Below are 16,496 nucleotides of genomic sequence, written 5' to 3'. Positions count from 1 at the left end.
ATCGCAAATCACAGGAGGTCTGCGACGTGAAAATCTGCATTCTGGGTGCCGGTGCACTGGGTTGCGCCATCGGTGCGGCCCTGAGCGAGGCAGGGCATGAAACCTGGCTGTTGAACCGCGGCCGCGCGCACGTCGAGGCGATGAACCAGCAGGGCCTGCGGGTGCAGGACGAGCGGGGCGAGCGCTATGTACCGGTCAACGCGGCCATCGAAGCCGAGGACGTCGGCGTGACCGACCTGGTGGTGGTGTTGGTGAAGTCGTTTCACACCGCCGAGGCCATCGCCGGTGCCGCCGCGCTGATCGGGCCGCAGACGCTGGTGCTGTCGCTGCAGAACGGCCTTGGCCACGAGGACATCCTGGCCGAGGCGGTGGGCCGCGAGCGGGTGCTTGCTGGCAAGACCTATGTCGGCGGCGTGCTGCTCGCCCCGGGCTCGATCAGCGCCGGTGTCGTCGGTAAACAAACCTTCATTGGCGAGCTCGACGGCCAGCTGACCCCGCGCGTGCAGGCCATCGCCGAAGCTTTCAACAACGCCGGGCTGGCCACCACGGTCAGTGACAACATCCTCGGCACCATGTGGGACAAGCTGCTGGTCAACGTCGCGACAGGCGCGTTGAGCGGCATCACCATGCTCAGCTATGGGCAGCTGTACAGCGAGCCGTTGCTGGAAAGCACGGCAAAGGCTGCCGTGGCCGAGGCCATCGCCGTTGCCGAACGGGCGGGCATTCGCCTGAGCCTGACCAGTCCCGAAGCGGCATGGACGCTGGCTGCCGAGGGCCTGCCGGCAAGCTTTCGTACCTCGATGCTGCAAAGCCTGGAAAAGGGCTCGATCACCGAAATCGATTTCATCAACGGCTCCGTCGTGCGCTGGGGTCAGCGCCATGGCGTTGCCACCCCCGTCAACGCGACCTTGGTGGCCTGTATCAAGGGCATCGAACGCGCGATGGCCGATCACCAGAAAAGGGACACTCCATGAGCCAGCCGAAAGCCTATCTCGAACACGCTGCCTTCTGGGTGCGGGACATTCAGTGGCATATCCGTTTCTTCAACGAAGTGTGCGGTATGACCATGCGGGAAGTGCAGGGCGACGTCGAGCAGCCGACGCAGTACTGGACGCTGGGCGGCCTGCAGTTCATTCACCAGCCTGACTTCGCCGGGCCGGAGGGTCGCATGGCGCACCTGGGCATCATGTGCGAGGACCTGGAAGCCGCCCTGGCCACAGCCCAGCGCTTCGGCGTCAGCGAAATGCCTCAGGGCCGCAACTGGCTGCGCCTGCCCGACGGTTTGGCGGTTGAGTTCATCCAGGCCTCGCCGGCCAAATGCGTCGCCCAGGCACTGGCCATCGACCCGCGTGCGGAGGTATCGGCATGAGCGTAGTGGAAAAATTCTGGGACGATGCCCGCGAAGGCGATGAATGCCTCAGCCCCACCTACACGGTAACTCGCGAGCGCATCCTGGCCTACGCCGACCTTACCGGCGACCACACCCCGGTCCATGTCGATGAGGCATACGCCAATGCCAGCCATTTCGGCTGCCTGGTCGCCCACGGCTTGTTCGGGCTGTCGATCGCCGACGGCCTGAAGACCCAATGTGAATACCGCTTCGTGCCGGGTATGTCGCTGGGCTGGACCTGGGATTTCGTGCTGCCGATCAAGGTCAACGATGTGCTGCATGTTCGCATGCGCGTGGGGGCGATGCGTCCCAGCAAAAGCCGCCCGGGCTGGGGCATCGTGGTACTGCCGTCGGAACTGATCAACCAGAATGGCGAGGTCGTGCAGCGCGGCGAGCACCGCCTGATGGTGCCGAGGAGGGCAGACGCATGAGCCAGGCATTGCCATTGGCGGGTATCCGCGTCATCGACTACAGCCACTTCCTCGCCGGTCCTTATGTGGGGCGCTGCCTGGCCGCGCTGGGTGCCGAGGTGATCAAGGTCGAACGGCCGGGCAGCGGCGATGCCGGCCGCCAGCATGCGTTTACCCTGGATGACCAGCAGAGCGGCTACTTCCTGCAACTGAACATGGGCAAGCAGGGCGTCAGCGTCAATATGAAGGACCCGCGTGGCAAAGCCTTCATGCAACGCCTGACCGATTCGGCCGATGTGTTCATCGAAAACTACCGCCCCGGCGCTCTGGACAAGCTGGGCCTGGGTTACGCCGAGCTGTCGGCGCGCAACCCGGGTCTGGTGTACTGCTCGATTTCCGCCTACGGGCACACCGGGCCGGACGCCCACCGCGCCGGCTTCGGCCTGATCGCCGAGGCCAAGAGCGGGATCATGCAGATGGTTGGCGTGCCGGGTGAGGCGCCGCCGCTGCTGCGTATTTCCCTAGGCGACATGTACACCGGCATCCACGCGGTGGCGGCGATCAATGCCGCGCTGCTCGGCCGCGTGAACAGTGGCCGTGGCCAGCACATCGACATGGCCCTGTACGACACCCTGGTGTCGATGCACGAATACGCGGTGCAGTGCTACACGCTGTCCGGTGGCACGGTATTGCCCCAGCAGACTGGCCACGACATGCCCACCTCGACCCTTTACGGCGTGTTCCGCGCCGCCGACGGCGACCTGGTGATCGCCGCCCAGGTCGACGATGCCTGGCGGCGCTTCGCGGCCATGCTCGAAGCCAACGGCGGCCCGCCCGGGTTCGGCAGCGACCAGCGCTACCACAGCCTCAACGGCCGCAACGCCCACCGCGAGGCGATCCTGGCGGTGGTCCGCGACTGGGTCGGCGCGCGTCGGGTGGCTGAGATTCTGGCGTTGCTCGATGCCATCGACATCCCCAGTGCCAAGGTCCAGCGCATCGACGAAGTGCTGGCCGACCCGCAGATCCAGGCACGCAACATGGTCATCGAGCAGCAGCATCCACGCTACGGCACGCTGCGCCTGCCTAACCTGCCGTTCCGCTTTTCCGACTGCGATACCACGATCCACCAAGTCGCCCCGGACCTTGGCCAGCACAACGCCGAAGTGGCTGCCGGGCTTGGCTTCAGCCCTGAAGAAATCGCCGTCCTGCAGGCGGATGGTGTGCTGTTTACCCACGGAGATGCACGATGAGCGACCGCTACGCAGTGATCGGCCGGCCGATCAACCACACCAAATCCCCGTTGATTCATGGCCTGTTCGCCCAGGTCAGCAACCAGCAGATGGAATACGGGGCTATCGAAGGCTCGCTGGATGACTTCGAAGCCCAGGTGCTGCAGTTTCGTAGTGAAGGCGGGAAGGGCATGAACATCACCGCCCCGTTCAAGCTGCGTGCCTTCGAACTGGCCAGCCAGCGCAGTGAGCGGGCGCAACTGGCACGGGCGGCCAATGCGCTGAAGTTCGAGGGCGGCTGCATCATTGCCGAGAACTTCGATGGCATCGGTTTGCTGCGCGACATCGAGGAGAACCTTGGCGAGCCGCTGCGCAACCGCCGTGTGCTGCTGCTGGGCGCCGGCGGTGCGGTGCGCGGGGCGTTGCTGCCGTTCCTGCAGGCGGGGCCATGTGAGCTGGTGATCGCGAACCGTGACATGGCCAAGGCGCTGACGCTGCGTAACGAACTCGATCACCCGCGTCTGCGCATCAGCCGCTACGAAGAGCTGGAAGGGCAATCGTTCGACATTGTGGTCAACGCCACCTCGGCGAGCCTGACCGGCGATTTGCCGCCACTGCCGGCGGATGTGCTGGGCGAAGCGCGCCTGGCCTATGAGCTGGCCTATGGCAAAGGCCTCACGCCGTTCCTGCGCCTGGCTCGCGAGCAGGGCCAGGCGCGCCTGGCCGATGGCGTCGGCATGTTGGTGGAGCAGGCCGCCGAGGCGTTCGCCTGGTGGCGCGGGGTGCGGCCCGACACACGTGCGGTGATCGATCAGCTGACGATTCCCCTGGAGTAGGTCGATGGTCGCCAAAGTACTGATGCTGCATGGCATCAATCACAACATGTTCGGCAAGCGCGACCCGCGCCAGTACGGCACGGCGACCTTGGCAGACATCGACCAGGCGTTGCAGGCCCTGGGCGAGGAGCTGGGGGCGCAGGTCGAGAGCTTTCAGAGCAACTTCGAAGGCGCGATGTGCGAACGCATCCATCAGGCCTATGAGGACCGGGTGGATGCGGTGCTGATCAATGCCGGCGCCTGGACCCACTACAGCTACGGCATTCGTGATGCACTGGCCATTATCGAAGTGCCGGTGGTTGAAGTGCACATGTCTAACATCCATGCCAGGGAGCCGTTCCGCCATCACTCGGTGTTTGCCGAGGTGGTGCGAGGGCAGATCTGCGGGTTTGGTGTCGAAACCTACCTGCTGGCGTTGCGTGCGGCAATCAACATGCTTTGAGCAGGGCAGCATGGCTCGGATCTCTAAAAAGCGAGATTGACGATAGGTGACCCGCGCTGGGTGCTTGTCGGTTGGGTGGTTGGCAAACTTTTGCGACTGGCCGCCAACGACCTATAACAGGCATTTTCAACCGGGGCCGCTTCGCAGCCCATCGCCGGCAAGCGCGGCTCCCACAGCCAGTGGTACCCGGCGTGGACCAGCAGAGCAAAAAAGCAGAAAGCGATGGGCGCACGAAGCCTTCTTTCGTAGTGTGCTTGAGTGGCCTCTGACGCGGTGGGTAGAGAACGGCGTTAAGCGTTGATTGCAGCCGGTCGCGAATGGCTGCAATCAACCCAGAGCGGGCCTTCGCCGACCGCATACGAGAAAACGCGGTAGCAGCGCCTATTCATACCTCCCTGACACAAGGGCCAAGCCGGCCTTAGTGGGAGTAATGTGCTGTCAACCTATCACCGAACAAAGCGATGGTCTGGCCTGCGAGCATCATAATCGTACCGCCCAATTTGACGGCGGACACTGGCCGCTCAACAGCCGCGAGCAATCCCAAATGATCGATCACCAAGGACGATGTAATCTGTCCGGCGATGGCGAGACCAAGCAGGGCTGATAGACCGATTTTTGGCGCAAGCACTACGTAGCTGAGCAACGCGCCTGCACCCAGCAAGCCTCCAAGCAGGCTCCACCAAGGCTGAGCAGGTATAGCCGCCAGTGAAGCCCATATCCCGCCGCGCATCAATGAAAAGATGCCCAGGCATACCGCTCCGGCAGTAAAAGAAAACAACGCCGCCGCTACGGAGTCTCCACCCACACCTTTAGCGAGCTGGCCATTCAGCGTGGTCTGCAGAGTGATGCCAAGCCCAGCACAGACGGCCAGCAGGTAGTAGGCTGCGTTCATCTCACGCCTCCTTATTTGGCGGATTCAAGCGGCAGGAATGTCTCGGCAAAAATATCTGGCTGGTAGCCAGCAGCAGCAAACAGATGCTGACGGGACTCGTCGATCGCTGCACGCAGCTTTTCGCTGTCCACGCCTAGCACCTTGCCGCCGCGCTTAACGATACGCCCGCCAATGATGACAGTATCGACATTGCTGCGCTCAGCCGCATGCACCACGGTGCCGTAGGCGTTGCCTGACGGGTAAAGGTTAAGGTCCTGGACGTTGATAAAGATCACGTCCGCCTGTTTGCCGGGAACCAGGCTGCCGACTTTGTCCTGCAAGCCGGCACAGGTGGCGCCGTCGACAGTCGCGGCTTTGAGCAGGCCATGGGCGGGCAGGGTCACCACTGGACTGTGGCCCTCACCGCAGCAGCGCTGCTGGTGCATGCCCATGACACGTTGCAGGTAGAACGCCACCCGCATCTCCATGAACATGTCACCGCTGTAGGAGGTTTCGTTATCGACACTCAGTCCTGGGCTGATGCCATGGCGCTGGGCAGACTGCATGGCAAACATTCCATCTTCAATGCCGTAGTGGGCATCTGAACGCGGGCATAGATTGACCCGCACACCAGCCTCGCGAAGTATCTTCCAGCCGGCGTCCGGAAGCGCGGTGCAATGGTTGAAGATGTTGTCGGAGAGCAGCAGGCCCCTGCGATGCAAGCCTTCCAACTCAGCGGCCATGTCCCCGCCAAAAAACTCGGTGATGATCGGTAGTCCCAGGCGTCTGGCCTCAGCCCATAGCTCCGGCTCCAGCTGCGCCATCACTGCCAGCGAGAGCAGCGGATTTTCACCATTCTTGATGTATTTTTCCTGCAGACGCTCCAGATTGCCGGGCCAGTGGGTTTTGTCCCAATCTCCCGCCACTGGCGCCCCCGAGGCGTGTACGGCGCGTATGCCTGAATCGAGCAGCGCCTCGACCGCCGCATCGGAATGCGCCCCGGTGCGGCTGTTATGGGAGTTGTCCACCAGGGTAGTGATACCTGCATCGATGCAGCCCAATGCAGTCAGCAGGTTGCCGATGTACATGTCAGCCGGGCGATAGTATTTGGCGAAGGAGAAGTGCGTGGCGTTGCAGTAGTCTTCCAGGGTCTCGGCATTCGGATTGATTCGACGCAATTGCCCTTCCCAAGAGTGACGGTGCGTATCGACCATGCCCGGCATGACAATCATGCCGGATGCCTCGATCACCATAGCGTCGCCGGCCTCAAGGTCCTCACCAATCGCCGTGATGGTGTTGCCTTCAATAAGGATGTCGCCGCGCTCCAGATTGCCGATCTCGCCATCCATGCTCAGCACTGTAGCGTCGCGGATGAGTGTGCGGCCGGCCGGGCCAGCTGGGGTATTCACGATAGTGCGGTTGTATTCAGCCATTTTCGGTACACCCTTCCAAATTACGATGAAAGAAATGTACGCGAGGCGATACTGCGGGAAAAAGGCGGTTAAACTGGTTTTATTATTCAATGATGACGAATAATGACGGGCTCCCTCCACCATTGATTTGAGGCTGCAAACAGTCATGGACCGTATTCAAGCGATGCAGGTTTTTGTTCGTGTGGCTGAGTCAGGCAGCTTCATCCAGGCGGCACAGACGCTGTCTTTGCCGGCATCGACGGTTACCAGCAGCGTCAAGAATCTTGAGAAATACCTACAGGTGCGCCTGCTGAACAGAACAACACGTCGGGTCAGCCTTACTCCAGAGGGGGGCGCAGTATCTGGGGCAATGCCGAGAAATTCTTGCGCTGATCGAACATACGGAAACGAGCCTGACGGACTCAGTAAAACGGCCACAGGGTCGTTTGCGGGTCGATATGCCGGGCGGTATCGCACACTTCATCGTCATGCCGAACCTGCACGACTTTTATCGGCGCTACCCAGATATTTACCTGATGATAGGCGTCAACGATCGGCAGGTTGATCTGGTTCAAGAGGGTGTCGATTGTGTCATTCGTACAGGCGAGCTGAATGATTCAACGCTTGTTGCGCGCCCACTCGGCCGCTTTCGCTGGGTGACCTGTGCGTCTGCCGCCTATCTCGAAGAAAATGGTACGCCGCAAACACCGCAAGACTTGTCTTACCACCGTGCCATTCATTACTTCTCAGGCCGCGCAAGGCAAGCGGGCGAAATGCGCTTCGCCCGCGGCACTGAAAAGATCTCAGTCCTGGTAAACGGCACGGCAGCTGTCAACGAGACGGGGCTCTATATAAAAATGTGTCTTGAAGGTTTTGGGCTGGTGCAGTTGGCCGAGAACGTGGTCAGCGAGCATCTGCGGGAAGGACGGCTGGTCGAAGTGCTTGCTGACTGGCAGCCTGGCTCGGTTCCCGTACACCTGCTATACCCGCATCAGCGCTTTCTCTCTCCAGCCGTGAGTGCATTCGCTGACTGGGTCGCTGGGCTCGTTCGCGACCGCGATTCAGCCACTTGCTGAGCAGAGCTGCGATTCTCAGGCGTTTGAATCACGCTGCTTCGCCCACTCCTTCTTGTTTCAGCCTGAGGCCAGTGTCTGCCGGGCTGAATGAGCTGGCTCGAGGACTTCGCGTCAATGAACGCTGCCCCGGCCGGTAGAATGCGCGATCGGGCTGAGCTTAGGACGCTCGCGTCACCAGTCGCATTTGATGACTGCACTGAGCCATTTGGCGCAGGGGTATCCGTGCAGGGTTGCAGGCATTCTAGGCTATGACTCTGTTCACGCCTTCATCACGATGTTCACCCGGTATTTTCCTCGCTGAATTGATCCTCTGATGATTGCTACAAAACGCCAAGGCTAGGCGTTCACATTCACAATCAACCGGCCTCGGATCTTCCCGTCCATCAGTTCAGAGGCGGCGCCAATCGCGTCCTCAAGGCGAACTTCTTTGCTCATTGATGACAGTGCGTCGAGGTTCAGCTGATCGGAGAGCCTTTCCCAAGCCTCGACGCGTCGTTCGAATGGCTGAGTGACGCTGTTGATGCCGAGCAGGCTGACCCCTCGAAGAATAAAAGGTGCAACGGTTGCCGGGAAATCCATTCCCTGTGCCAATCCGCAGGCCGCCACCAGGCCTTCGGACATTGTGGCCGCACACGCGTTGGCCAGTGTATGGCTGCCGACCGAATCGATCACGCCCGCCCATTTTTCTTTTGCCAAGGGCCGCCCCGGGGCTGAGAGCTCGGCTCGGTCGATGATGGCTGTCGCTCCCAGGCTTTTCAGGTACGCCGCTTCGCTAGACTTGCCTGTGGCTGCCGTGACGGTATACCCGGCACTGGCCAGAAGGCTGATGGCGAAGCTGCCGACGCCGCCTGTGGCGCCTGTGACCAGCACCGGTCCATTGGAGGGTTTCAACCCATGGCGTTCCAGCGCCATCAGGCACAGCATGGCGGTGTAGCCAGCGGTGCCGATGGCCATGGCTTGGCGTTCATCAAGGCCTACGGGGTGGGGAATAAGCCAGTCGCCGTTCAGTCTCGCCTTTTGTGCAAGCCCGCCCCAATGGCTTTCACCCACCCCCCAGCCATTGAGCAGTACGCGTTCGCCAGCCTTGTATCGTGGATCGTCACTCGCTTCTACGGTGCCCGCCAGGTCGATGCCCGGCACCATTGGGAACTGACGAACAACCGGCCCCTTGCCGGTGATCGCGAGCGCATCCTTGTAGTTCAAGGTGCTGTAGGCCACCTTCACGGTCACGTTCCCGGGGGGGAGCTGGTCATCTTCTAGTTCAGTGACTCGAGACAAATAGTTGTCTTCCCGCTTTTCGATCAGAATCGCTTTGAACATGCTTCATCCTCATTTAGACCGTTTGTCTTTAAATTGCCCAAAAGAAATCACCGGGTGATTCCTGTCAGAAAACCTTGAAAAAAAATGTCTAGGGGGCGGACATGCTGCGTCAGTCGTGCCCGAAGCACAGCACCCTCCCAGCCAACCCAGAAGTAGGCAGCCAGCGCCTTGCAGTCGTGCTCGCAAGAAACTTCGCCTAGCCTGACTGCATCCTCCAGGCATGCAGACAAGCGCTGCTCCCAGTCCTGCAGCACCCGTTCCAGTTGTTCGCGGAAGCTTTCAGGCAGCACCAACACCTCCTGACCAAGATTGCCAACCAGGCAGCCTCTTCGGAACTGGTACTTGGCCATTCCCACCTTCGCTTCTTCCACGAAATTGCAAAGCCTTCGTAGCGGCGACACGCTCTGATCGTTGAAGTTTCGATCGAGCTTTCGAGCGAAGTAGTCTGCATAGCGTTGCAGTACCGCTTGGCCAAAGGCTTCTTTGCTGTCGAAGTAGTGATAGAACGAGCCTTTGGGTACTTGCACGCGTTTGAGCACAGTATCGATGCCGGTGGCAGCGAAGCCTTGTTCGGTGAGGATTTCCATGCCGCAGCGCAGCAGGAGCTCAAGGGTTTCGCCATGCTCACGGGCGATTTTCGGCGGTCGGCCTCTTCGAGGCGTCGGTTGGGCGCTATTCATGCGTTGTAATTTAGACTGTTCGTCTCTAATGTCAACCGTGAAGCGACTCGATACCCGATGAGCCTAGCGTTGGATGCGTCATGAAAAAGCGTTTACCTCCCTTGAACTGGCTTCGGGCCTTCGAGGTTTCGGCCCGGCTGTTGAATTTCACGCATGCCGCTGAAGAGCTCAATCTCACGCAAGCGGCGATCAGTCAGCAGGTAAAGGCCTTGGAGTCGCAATTGGGCGTAGCGCTTTTCAAGCGCTTGCCCCGTGGGCTTGAACTCACCGAGGCCGGTAAATCCTACTTTCCAGTGGTAAGGGAGTCGGTCGAGCGACTTGCGGCATCCACGGATGAAATCTTTGGGCAAGGTCACCGAAGTGTGCTGAGCATCCGCAGCAGCCTGGTATTTTTCACGCACTGGATCGCCCCCCGGTTACCCCGATTCAAGGCACGACATCCGTACGTGAGCATCCGCGTTGCAAGCAACATCTGGGTGGACGAAACAGAGTTCGATGCCGACCTGGAAATCAGGTATGGGCAAGGGCGCTGGCCTGGGATGAAAGCCGAGCGCCTGACGTGGGACACCCTGGTGCCCGTGTGTTCACCGGCGTTGATTAGCGCAGACCGCCCGCTGCAGTGCCCCCAGGACCTTGCAAGGCACCCGTTACTGCACGTGCTGGGCTATGAAGAAGGGTGGGGCTATTGGCTTCAAAAAAACAATGCAGAGCGCGTTGACTCCTCTCAGGGAATGCAGTTCGACACCCTTATTTCGGCACTGACGATGGCTGAACTGGGGCAAGGCGTCGCATTGGCGCGCTCCTCACTGGTCAAGCACCTGCTGGACGAAGGCCGACTCATCGCCCCCTTAGGTTGCCAGGTGCCGACCAAGGAAGCTTTTTACCTTGTGTATTCGAGCCACAGCCTGGTCAATCCCGATGCGGCGGGCTTCGCCCAGTGGCTGTGCGAAGAGGCCCAATCGTTCAAGGAAGAGGCCGGCGCGCAGCACGGCGAACTTCCCCAGCAATAAGCCGAGTGCTCAAGCAATAAAAAAAATGGCCCCTTAGGGCCATTTTTTATTGCTTTCGCGTTGCCGTCGAATTTCTGAAAGTAGCAAGCACATCGCAAGCCCTTGGATGGTGCAGCCGTCCAGGGACCGGTCAGTACGAGGTCTCAATAACAAAAATAACCGTGCCGCCGAATCGCGTCGGTCCGGGCTACCTAAGGGTTACCCTCATGCAGCAAATCAACCAATTGCCTTTGCAAGGCGTCAATGTCATCGATCTTGGGCAGTACATCGCAGGCCCGGCAGTCGCGATGATCCTCGCCGATCTCGGTGCGACAGTCGTTCACATCGACCCGCTGGGTGGGCCCCTCTGGGACAGCCCGGCCAATGCCACGCTCAACCGCAACAAGCTGTGCATGCGCCTGGATCTGAAGGCTCAGGAGGGGCTGCAGCAAGCGCGCGAACTCATCTCCCGTGCCGATATCGTGATAGAAAATTTCCGGCCCGGGGTGCTGTCCAGGTTGGGTCTTGATTTCGCAGAGCTGAGACGTGCGCGCCCTGAGTTGATCACGTTGTCGATTCCGGGCTTTGCCAGCGATGACGAATTGCGGGCGCAATGGCGTGCGACCGAGTCGGTGATTGCCTCTGCTTCCGGTGTGTTCACCGATATGGGCCAAAACCGTGTGCTGATGGGCATCAACCCAAGTTTCTCGCCACTCCCCCTGGCATCCGCATACGGCACCATGCTGGCTGTGTCTTCTGTAGTGCTTGCGCTCCAGGCGCGTGAAACGCATGGCGTTGGCGATCAGATCGAAGTGCCCTTGGCTTCTGCGGTGATGGAAGGCCTGTCGTACAACTCGATCAAGATCGATGGGTACCCGCTGCGCTACAAGACCTTGCGTGAAAAGGAGAGCGAGCGCCGTCGGGCGCAGAACCTGCCGATGAACCTGAGCTACCAGGATCTGCAGGAGTTCCTCGACCCGTTCTACCGTACCTATGAATGTGCCGATGGCCGCAAGTTCTACGCCGTCTGCCCGTCGCACCGAGAGCATGCCAAGCGCTGCCTGCAGGCAATGGGTATCTATGAAGAAATGGTTGCCGCCGGCTTGCCGAAGGTGGATGACCCCTACATGCCAATCGACCAGTGGGATGGCAATGCATCCCTCGGCGTTTATCCGTTGCCTGCCGACTGGGCTGCACGTATCTCGGCCCGGATGAAAGAGGTGTTCCTGACCAAAACGGCGGCCGAGTGGGAGGCCATCTTCGGTGAGGGGCGTTTCCCCGGTGCGCCTCACAGGTCTACCCAAGAGTGGCTGCATGACGAGCACTCGAACACCGCTGGCTTGATCGTAGAGGTCGACGATCGCGAGTTCGGCGTCATGAAGCAGCCTGGCCCGATCGCCTGGTTGGAAGGGTGCTCAGAGCCCATGCTCAAGCCGCTTTCGCGCCGCGATGTGCGCTTCGAGGAAGCACTGGCAACGCTGTCCGAACGACCTGAACCTGCATTGCCGCCGGCCAGGTTCGACCAGCCTACCGGTTGGCTGGAGGGGGTCAAGATTCTCGACCTGACGAACGTCATCGCCGGCCCCCATTCCACATCCTTCCTCGGCCGCTTCGGGGCAGACGTCATCAAGCTGGACCCTGTCGTACCCAATTATGATCCGTGGAATACCGTGGTCTTCGGTATGTCGTCGGCACGTGGCAAGGAAAGTGTTCTGGTTGATCTGAACAAGCCCGAAGGGCGGGACGTTTTCAATCGCCTGGTGCGGGAAGTCGACGTGATCGTCATGAACGCGCCTGATCGCCAACTGGCACCGCTGGGCCTCGACGAGGCCAGTCTGCAAGCGGTGAATCCCGGTGTGATCTTCTGCCAGCTGGACTGCTTCGGCGGGCCACGTCGCGGCCCTCGTACGGATTATTTGGGGTATGACGATCTTATCCAGGCCACGACCGGGATCATGCTGCGCTTCGGCGGAGGGATGGAGACGCCAGAGGAACATGCTCACGTTGGCACCATCGATGTGATGTGCGGTTTTGCTGCCGCCCTGGGCGTGGCAACAGCCCTTTATCGCAAGCATCGCAGCGGCGAAGCTCACCGGGCGCGCACCTCGCTCGCATCACTGGGTAATCTGGTACAGATTCCATTCTGCTACGACTACGCAGGCCGGGCGCCATTCGATGAGCCGTCCGGGCGGGACGTGGTCGGCTACAGCGACCTTTCCCGGTTCTACAAGACCGCGGATGGTTGGATCTACCTGGATGCCTGCGAACAGGAGCTGCACAAGTTCGCGGCCATCGCCGAACTCAGTGGGGTGGTAACCGCAACTGACCGGGTGGCCTACCTGAACTCTGCCCTCGGCCGCATGAGCAGTTCGGTCCTTCAAGAGCGTCTGCAGGCTGCCAACATCGCTGCCGCGGTACCGGACAACATCGATCACCTGCGCAGCCAATACAGTCGAACCGCTGATGGCCTACCGGGTACCCAGAATGGCAGCTACTCCTTCAGCATCTACAGCGACCATCCGAGCGGCCATCGGGTTACGCAGCTCGATCCCTACGCCATTCGCCCACGGGTAGCGCAAATTCGAGCACTGTCACCCGCTGAGAAGTTTGGCGCTTCGACGCGCAAGGTGCTGGGCCGTTACGGCTATACCGACGCACAGGTTCAATCGCTTCTGGACGCTGGCGCAATCGGCGAGTCCTGGAGCGAGGAATATCTGCCGAGCTGACTGCTGAAGGCAGGTCAAGGGGCGGCCTGTTAGCGCCCCCTTGTTTGCCGATTCAACCGATCAAGCGAACACGAGCCCAAAGGCTGCTCGCGGGCGCGTTCATGCCCAGGAAATGAGATAGAGCCATGACTTACAACAGCATCCTCCCACGTATCCTGCAAACCGGTGCCGGTGCCAGCCAGCAAATCCACCAGGTGTTGGCCAGCCTCGGTTGCCGCAAGCCACTCATCATCACTGACCGAATGATGGTCGAGTTGGGTTATGCCGGTCGTATCAGCGCCGTGCTGGCAGCGCACGCAATCGCTGTCGACGTGTTTTCCGAAACCGTCCCTGAGCCTACCGTTGCGTCAATTCAAGCAGGCGTGGCCACCGCCAGGGAGGGGGGCTACGACAGCATCATCGCGCTCGGCGGCGGAAGCCCCATCGACAGTGCCAAAGCGATTGGTATCCTGGCCAAGTTCGGCGGAGTCATGTGCGATTACAAGTTCCCGCGCAATGTGACCGAAACGGGCTTGCCGATCATTGCCATTCCGACCACTGCTGGCACGGGTTCCGAAGTCACCCGTTTCACCATCATCACCGATGAGTCTACCGACGAAAAAATGCTGTGCGTCGGCGCAGGCTTCATGCCTGTCGCTGCCCTCGTCGATTATGAGCTGACGCTCTCATTGCCGCCTCGCGTAACGGCGGACACCGGCATCGATGCGCTGACGCACGCCATCGAGGCTTACGTCAGCAAAAAAGCGAATCTGTTCAGCGATGCCCAGGCACTGGCCGCCATGCGCCTGATCGGGCCCAACCTTCGCAAGGTCTACCACGAGGGTAGCGACCGTGCTGCTCGTGAGGCCGTGATGCTGGGGTCGACCTTGGCAGGCCTGGCTTTCTCTGCTGCCTCTGTTGCCTTGGTGCATGGAATGAGCCGGCCAATCGGCGCGGCATTCCATGTACCCCATGGCTTGTCGAACGCCATGCTGCTGCCCGAGGTGACGGCTTTCTCCATACCCGCTGCACGTGATCGGTACGCCGATTGTGCGCGTGCCATGGGTGTCGCCACGCAAAGCGACAACGATCAATCCGCGGTGGAGAAACTGCTGGATGAGCTGGTGGCAATCAATGATGAGCTCAATGTACCGAGCCCTGCGCAGTTCGGAATTGATCGTGAAAAATTCTTCGAACTGATGCCAACCATGGCCGCTCAAGCGCTTGCTTCCGGTTCACCTGGCAATAACCCGCGTGTGCCGACCGAGGCCGAGATGGTCGAGTTGTATCGCAGCCTTTGGTAATGCCGCCTCAACGCATTATTTGAATAACAAAAAGTGGAGCTACACATGAATACTGTCGGTCATCTGATCAACGGCGAAGTCGTTGTCGAATCCAAGCGCACTCAGGATGTCTTCAATCCCGCCACCGGCGAGGTTGCGCGCCAAGTTGCCTTGGCATCGAGCCATACGGTAGAGCACGCCATTGCTACTGCTGAAGCTGCTTTCCCGGACTGGCGCGATACGCCGCCTATCAAGCGGGCCCGTATCATGTTCCGCTTCAAGGAACTGCTGGAGCAGAACGCTGATGCGATCTGCAAACTGATTGGTGAAGAACACGGAAAGATTTCCCATGACGCTGCCGGTGAACTGCAGCGTGGCATTGAGAACGTCGAGTACGCGTGCGGGATCGCCGAGCTGCTCAAAGGCGAGCACAGCAAGAATGTCGGGCCGAACATCGATGCCTGGAGCGAGTTCCAGCCTCTGGGCGTCGTGGCAGGTATCACACCGTTCAACTTCCCGGTGATGGTGCCGCTGTGGATGATCCCGGTGGCTATTGCGGCGGGGAACTGCTTCATTCTCAAGCCTTCCGAGCGCGACCCGAGCTCAACGCTGTTCATCGCCCAACTGCTGCAGGAAGCAGGTCTGCCCAAGGGCGTGTTGAACGTGGTAAATGGCGACAAGGAAGCGGTTGACATCCTGCTGCGCGACTCGCGCATTCAGGCGGTCAGTTTCGTGGGTTCGACGCCGGTTGCCGAGTATATCTACACCACTGCCACGGCCCACGGCAAACGCTGTCAGGCATTGGGTGGGGCGAAAAACCACGCCATCGTCATGCCTGACGCCGATATCGACAATGCGGTGAACCAGCTCCTGGGCGCTGCATTTGGCTCCTCCGGTGAGCGTTGCATGGCACTGTCAGTCGCCGTTGCAGTGGGTGATGCGGCAGCCGATGCGTTGATCGCCAAAATGAAAGAAGCCATGAAGAACCTGAAGGTAGGGGCTTACACCGACAGCAAGAATGACTTTGGCCCGGTGATCACCCGCCAGCATCAGCAGAAGGTGGTCGGGTATATCGACAGTGCTGAAGCGCAGGGCGCAACGGTGGTTGTCGACGGTCGTCAGCCGAACGTTGCTGGCTATGAGGAAGGCTTCTTCGTCGGCGGCACCCTGCTCGATCACGTTACTCCAGACATGCAGAGCTACAAGGAAGAAATCTTTGGCCCGGTACTGCAGGTAGTACGCGTCAACAGCATGAAGGAAGCCATGGCGTTGATCGACAAGCACGAGTACGGCAATGGCACATGCATTTTCACCCGAGACGGAGAAGCCGCTCGCTACTTCTCCGACAACATCAAGGTGGGCATGGTCGGTATTAACGTTCCTCTGCCTGTTCCCGTCGCTTACCACAGTTTCGGTGGTTGGAAGCGCTCGTTGTTCGGTGACTTGCATGCCTACGGGCCGGATGGCGTCCGGTTCTACACCCGACGCAAAACCGTCACCCAGCGATGGCCGTCGTCAGGTGTTCGGGAAGGCGTTGAGTTTTCCATGCCGACCATGAAGTAACGATTGGAGGAGACGTGTGCCTGACTGCCGCCAGGCACACATTTTTGTGTGGCATTGAAGTGAGTCGTCGTTGGACTGCCAGAGGGGTGATGTGCTGTTTTAGGGTTGTTTGCTGTGCCGCTCAAATAATAATTACATATAGCTAGAGGCGAATATGAATAATAAGCACACGATCTGTTCGGGAAAGGCCGGCGGCCTTTCATTTCTTCAAGGAACGAGGTCTGTTCGAATGGGGTTCACTGTTCGTGCTTGACCTATTTGTATTCAACAGATGTTGAGTGTTGAGTCGA

General features: G+C 60.0%; 16 protein-coding genes. 12 read left to right on the top strand and 4 right to left on the bottom strand.

Features of this window, described 5'->3' with window-relative positions:
- Positions 1-26: 26 nt before the first annotated feature.
- From JNA92_RS14095 to aroQ, 6 genes are read left to right on the top strand one after another with little or no spacing between them, the layout of a single operon-like run.
- Positions 27-974 carry a ketopantoate reductase family protein gene (locus tag JNA92_RS14095; RefSeq protein WP_241805267.1) on the top strand — a complete coding sequence of 316 codons (948 nt, stop codon included), beginning with the start codon at positions 27-29 and terminating at the stop codon, positions 972-974.
- Complete coding sequence (locus JNA92_RS14090) at positions 971-1,369, top strand: VOC family protein (RefSeq protein ID WP_241805266.1); 399 nt, start codon at positions 971-973, stop codon at positions 1,367-1,369. Before JNA92_RS14095 ends, JNA92_RS14090 begins: the two co-directional genes overlap by 4 nt.
- Positions 1,366-1,821, top strand: a complete 456-nt coding sequence (locus tag JNA92_RS14085) for a MaoC family dehydratase (protein WP_241805265.1) — start codon at positions 1,366-1,368, stop codon at positions 1,819-1,821. Before JNA92_RS14090 ends, JNA92_RS14085 begins: the two co-directional genes overlap by 4 nt.
- Positions 1,818-3,050, top strand: coding sequence for a CaiB/BaiF CoA transferase family protein (locus JNA92_RS14080; protein WP_241805264.1), 1,233 nt, complete (start codon positions 1,818-1,820; stop codon positions 3,048-3,050). Before JNA92_RS14085 ends, JNA92_RS14080 begins: the two co-directional genes overlap by 4 nt.
- Positions 3,047-3,865, top strand: coding sequence for a shikimate dehydrogenase (gene aroE / locus JNA92_RS14075; RefSeq protein WP_241805263.1), 819 nt, complete (start codon positions 3,047-3,049; stop codon positions 3,863-3,865). The genes JNA92_RS14080 and aroE overlap by 4 nt, the downstream gene beginning before the upstream one ends.
- Positions 3,866-3,869: 4 nt before the next feature.
- On the top strand, positions 3,870-4,307 hold the full coding sequence (aroQ, locus tag JNA92_RS14070; protein ID WP_241805262.1) for a type II 3-dehydroquinate dehydratase: 438 nt from the start codon (positions 3,870-3,872) through the stop codon (positions 4,305-4,307).
- 418 nt (positions 4,308-4,725) lie between these two features.
- Here the strand turns inward: aroQ and JNA92_RS14065 are convergent, their stop codons facing one another.
- Both JNA92_RS14065 and JNA92_RS14060 read right to left on the bottom strand, forming a co-directional pair.
- Complete coding sequence (locus JNA92_RS14065; protein ID WP_241805261.1) at positions 4,726-5,199, bottom strand: DMT family transporter; 474 nt, start codon at positions 5,197-5,199, stop codon at positions 4,726-4,728.
- An 11-nt stretch (positions 5,200-5,210) separates the two neighbouring features.
- Entirely contained in the window at positions 5,211-6,758 is a 1,548-nt protein-coding gene (locus tag JNA92_RS14060; protein ID WP_241805260.1) for an amidohydrolase family protein, read from the bottom strand.
- Between JNA92_RS14060 and JNA92_RS14055 the strand changes: the two genes are divergently transcribed.
- Positions 6,757-7,155: a helix-turn-helix domain-containing protein gene (locus JNA92_RS14055; protein ID WP_347269621.1), complete on the top strand. Its 399-nt coding sequence runs from the start codon at positions 6,757-6,759 to the stop codon at positions 7,153-7,155. The genes JNA92_RS14060 and JNA92_RS14055 overlap by 2 nt on opposite strands.
- Positions 7,037-7,666 carry a LysR substrate-binding domain-containing protein gene (locus tag JNA92_RS14050; RefSeq protein WP_241805259.1) on the top strand — a complete coding sequence of 210 codons (630 nt, stop codon included), beginning with the start codon at positions 7,037-7,039 and terminating at the stop codon, positions 7,664-7,666. Before JNA92_RS14055 ends, JNA92_RS14050 begins: the two co-directional genes overlap by 119 nt.
- 336 nt (positions 7,667-8,002) lie before the next feature.
- Here JNA92_RS14050 and JNA92_RS14045 read toward each other — a convergent pair whose 3' ends face one another.
- Together JNA92_RS14045 and JNA92_RS14040 are read right to left on the bottom strand one after the other, a co-directional pair.
- On the bottom strand, positions 8,003-8,986 hold the full coding sequence (locus JNA92_RS14045; protein ID WP_241805258.1) for an MDR family oxidoreductase: 984 nt from the start codon (positions 8,984-8,986) through the stop codon (positions 8,003-8,005).
- 47 nt (positions 8,987-9,033) lie between these two features.
- Positions 9,034-9,573, bottom strand: coding sequence for a TetR/AcrR family transcriptional regulator (locus JNA92_RS14040; RefSeq protein WP_241805257.1), 540 nt, complete (start codon positions 9,571-9,573; stop codon positions 9,034-9,036).
- Positions 9,574-9,746: 173 nt separating this feature from the next.
- On the opposite strand from JNA92_RS14040, the gene gcvA reads away from it, so the two are divergent.
- The 4 genes from gcvA (at position 9,747) to JNA92_RS14020 (ending at position 16,206) form a co-directional block, all read left to right on the top strand.
- Positions 9,747-10,676: a transcriptional regulator GcvA gene (gcvA, locus tag JNA92_RS14035; RefSeq protein ID WP_241805256.1), complete on the top strand. Its 930-nt coding sequence runs from the start codon at positions 9,747-9,749 to the stop codon at positions 10,674-10,676.
- Between the two features lie 206 nt (positions 10,677-10,882).
- Positions 10,883-13,381 (top strand): CoA transferase, encoded by a 2,499-nt coding sequence (locus JNA92_RS14030; protein ID WP_241805255.1) that lies wholly within the window; start codon positions 10,883-10,885, stop codon positions 13,379-13,381.
- Between the two features lie 125 nt (positions 13,382-13,506).
- Positions 13,507-14,664 carry an iron-containing alcohol dehydrogenase gene (locus JNA92_RS14025; protein WP_241805254.1) on the top strand — a complete coding sequence of 386 codons (1,158 nt, stop codon included), beginning with the start codon at positions 13,507-13,509 and terminating at the stop codon, positions 14,662-14,664.
- Positions 14,665-14,709: 45 nt separating this feature from the next.
- Positions 14,710-16,206 carry a CoA-acylating methylmalonate-semialdehyde dehydrogenase gene (locus JNA92_RS14020; protein WP_241805253.1) on the top strand — a complete coding sequence of 499 codons (1,497 nt, stop codon included), beginning with the start codon at positions 14,710-14,712 and terminating at the stop codon, positions 16,204-16,206.
- Positions 16,207-16,496 lie beyond the last annotated feature (290 nt).

Origin of the sequence: Pseudomonas putida (assembly GCF_022627325.1) — a bacterium.
In the GTDB taxonomy this organism is placed as follows: Bacteria; Pseudomonadota; Gammaproteobacteria; order Pseudomonadales; family Pseudomonadaceae; genus Aquipseudomonas; species Aquipseudomonas putida_X.
This window is presented reverse-complemented; position numbering and strand designations above follow the sequence as displayed.

What these genes read in the sequence shown, in the direction of transcription:
- JNA92_RS14025 (WP_241805254.1), top strand. Translation starts at nt 13,507, where the DNA reads ATGACTTACAACAGCATCCTCCCACGTATCCTGCAAACCGGTGCCGGT.
- JNA92_RS14065 (WP_241805261.1), bottom strand. Translation starts at nt 5,199, where the DNA reads ATGAACGCAGCCTACTACCTGCTGGCCGTCTGTGCTGGGCTTGGCATC.
- aroQ (WP_241805262.1), top strand. Translation starts at nt 3,870, where the DNA reads ATGGTCGCCAAAGTACTGATGCTGCATGGCATCAATCACAACATGTTC.
- JNA92_RS14060 (WP_241805260.1), bottom strand. Translation starts at nt 6,758, where the DNA reads ATGACTGTTTGCAGCCTCAAATCAATGGTGGAGGGAGCCCGTCATTAT.
- aroE (WP_241805263.1), top strand. Translation starts at nt 3,047, where the DNA reads ATGAGCGACCGCTACGCAGTGATCGGCCGGCCGATCAACCACACCAAA.
- JNA92_RS14040 (WP_241805257.1), bottom strand. Translation starts at nt 9,573, where the DNA reads ATGGAAATCCTCACCGAACAAGGCTTCGCTGCCACCGGCATCGATACT.
- JNA92_RS14045 (WP_241805258.1), bottom strand. Translation starts at nt 8,986, where the DNA reads ATGTTCAAAGCGATTCTGATCGAAAAGCGGGAAGACAACTATTTGTCT.
- JNA92_RS14090 (WP_241805266.1), top strand. Translation starts at nt 971, where the DNA reads ATGAGCCAGCCGAAAGCCTATCTCGAACACGCTGCCTTCTGGGTGCGG.
- JNA92_RS14020 (WP_241805253.1), top strand. Translation starts at nt 14,710, where the DNA reads ATGAATACTGTCGGTCATCTGATCAACGGCGAAGTCGTTGTCGAATCC.
- JNA92_RS14055 (WP_347269621.1), top strand. Translation starts at nt 6,757, where the DNA reads ATGGACCGTATTCAAGCGATGCAGGTTTTTGTTCGTGTGGCTGAGTCA.
- gcvA (WP_241805256.1), top strand. Translation starts at nt 9,747, where the DNA reads ATGAAAAAGCGTTTACCTCCCTTGAACTGGCTTCGGGCCTTCGAGGTT.
- JNA92_RS14085 (WP_241805265.1), top strand. Translation starts at nt 1,366, where the DNA reads ATGAGCGTAGTGGAAAAATTCTGGGACGATGCCCGCGAAGGCGATGAA.
- JNA92_RS14080 (WP_241805264.1), top strand. Translation starts at nt 1,818, where the DNA reads ATGAGCCAGGCATTGCCATTGGCGGGTATCCGCGTCATCGACTACAGC.
- JNA92_RS14030 (WP_241805255.1), top strand. Translation starts at nt 10,883, where the DNA reads ATGCAGCAAATCAACCAATTGCCTTTGCAAGGCGTCAATGTCATCGAT.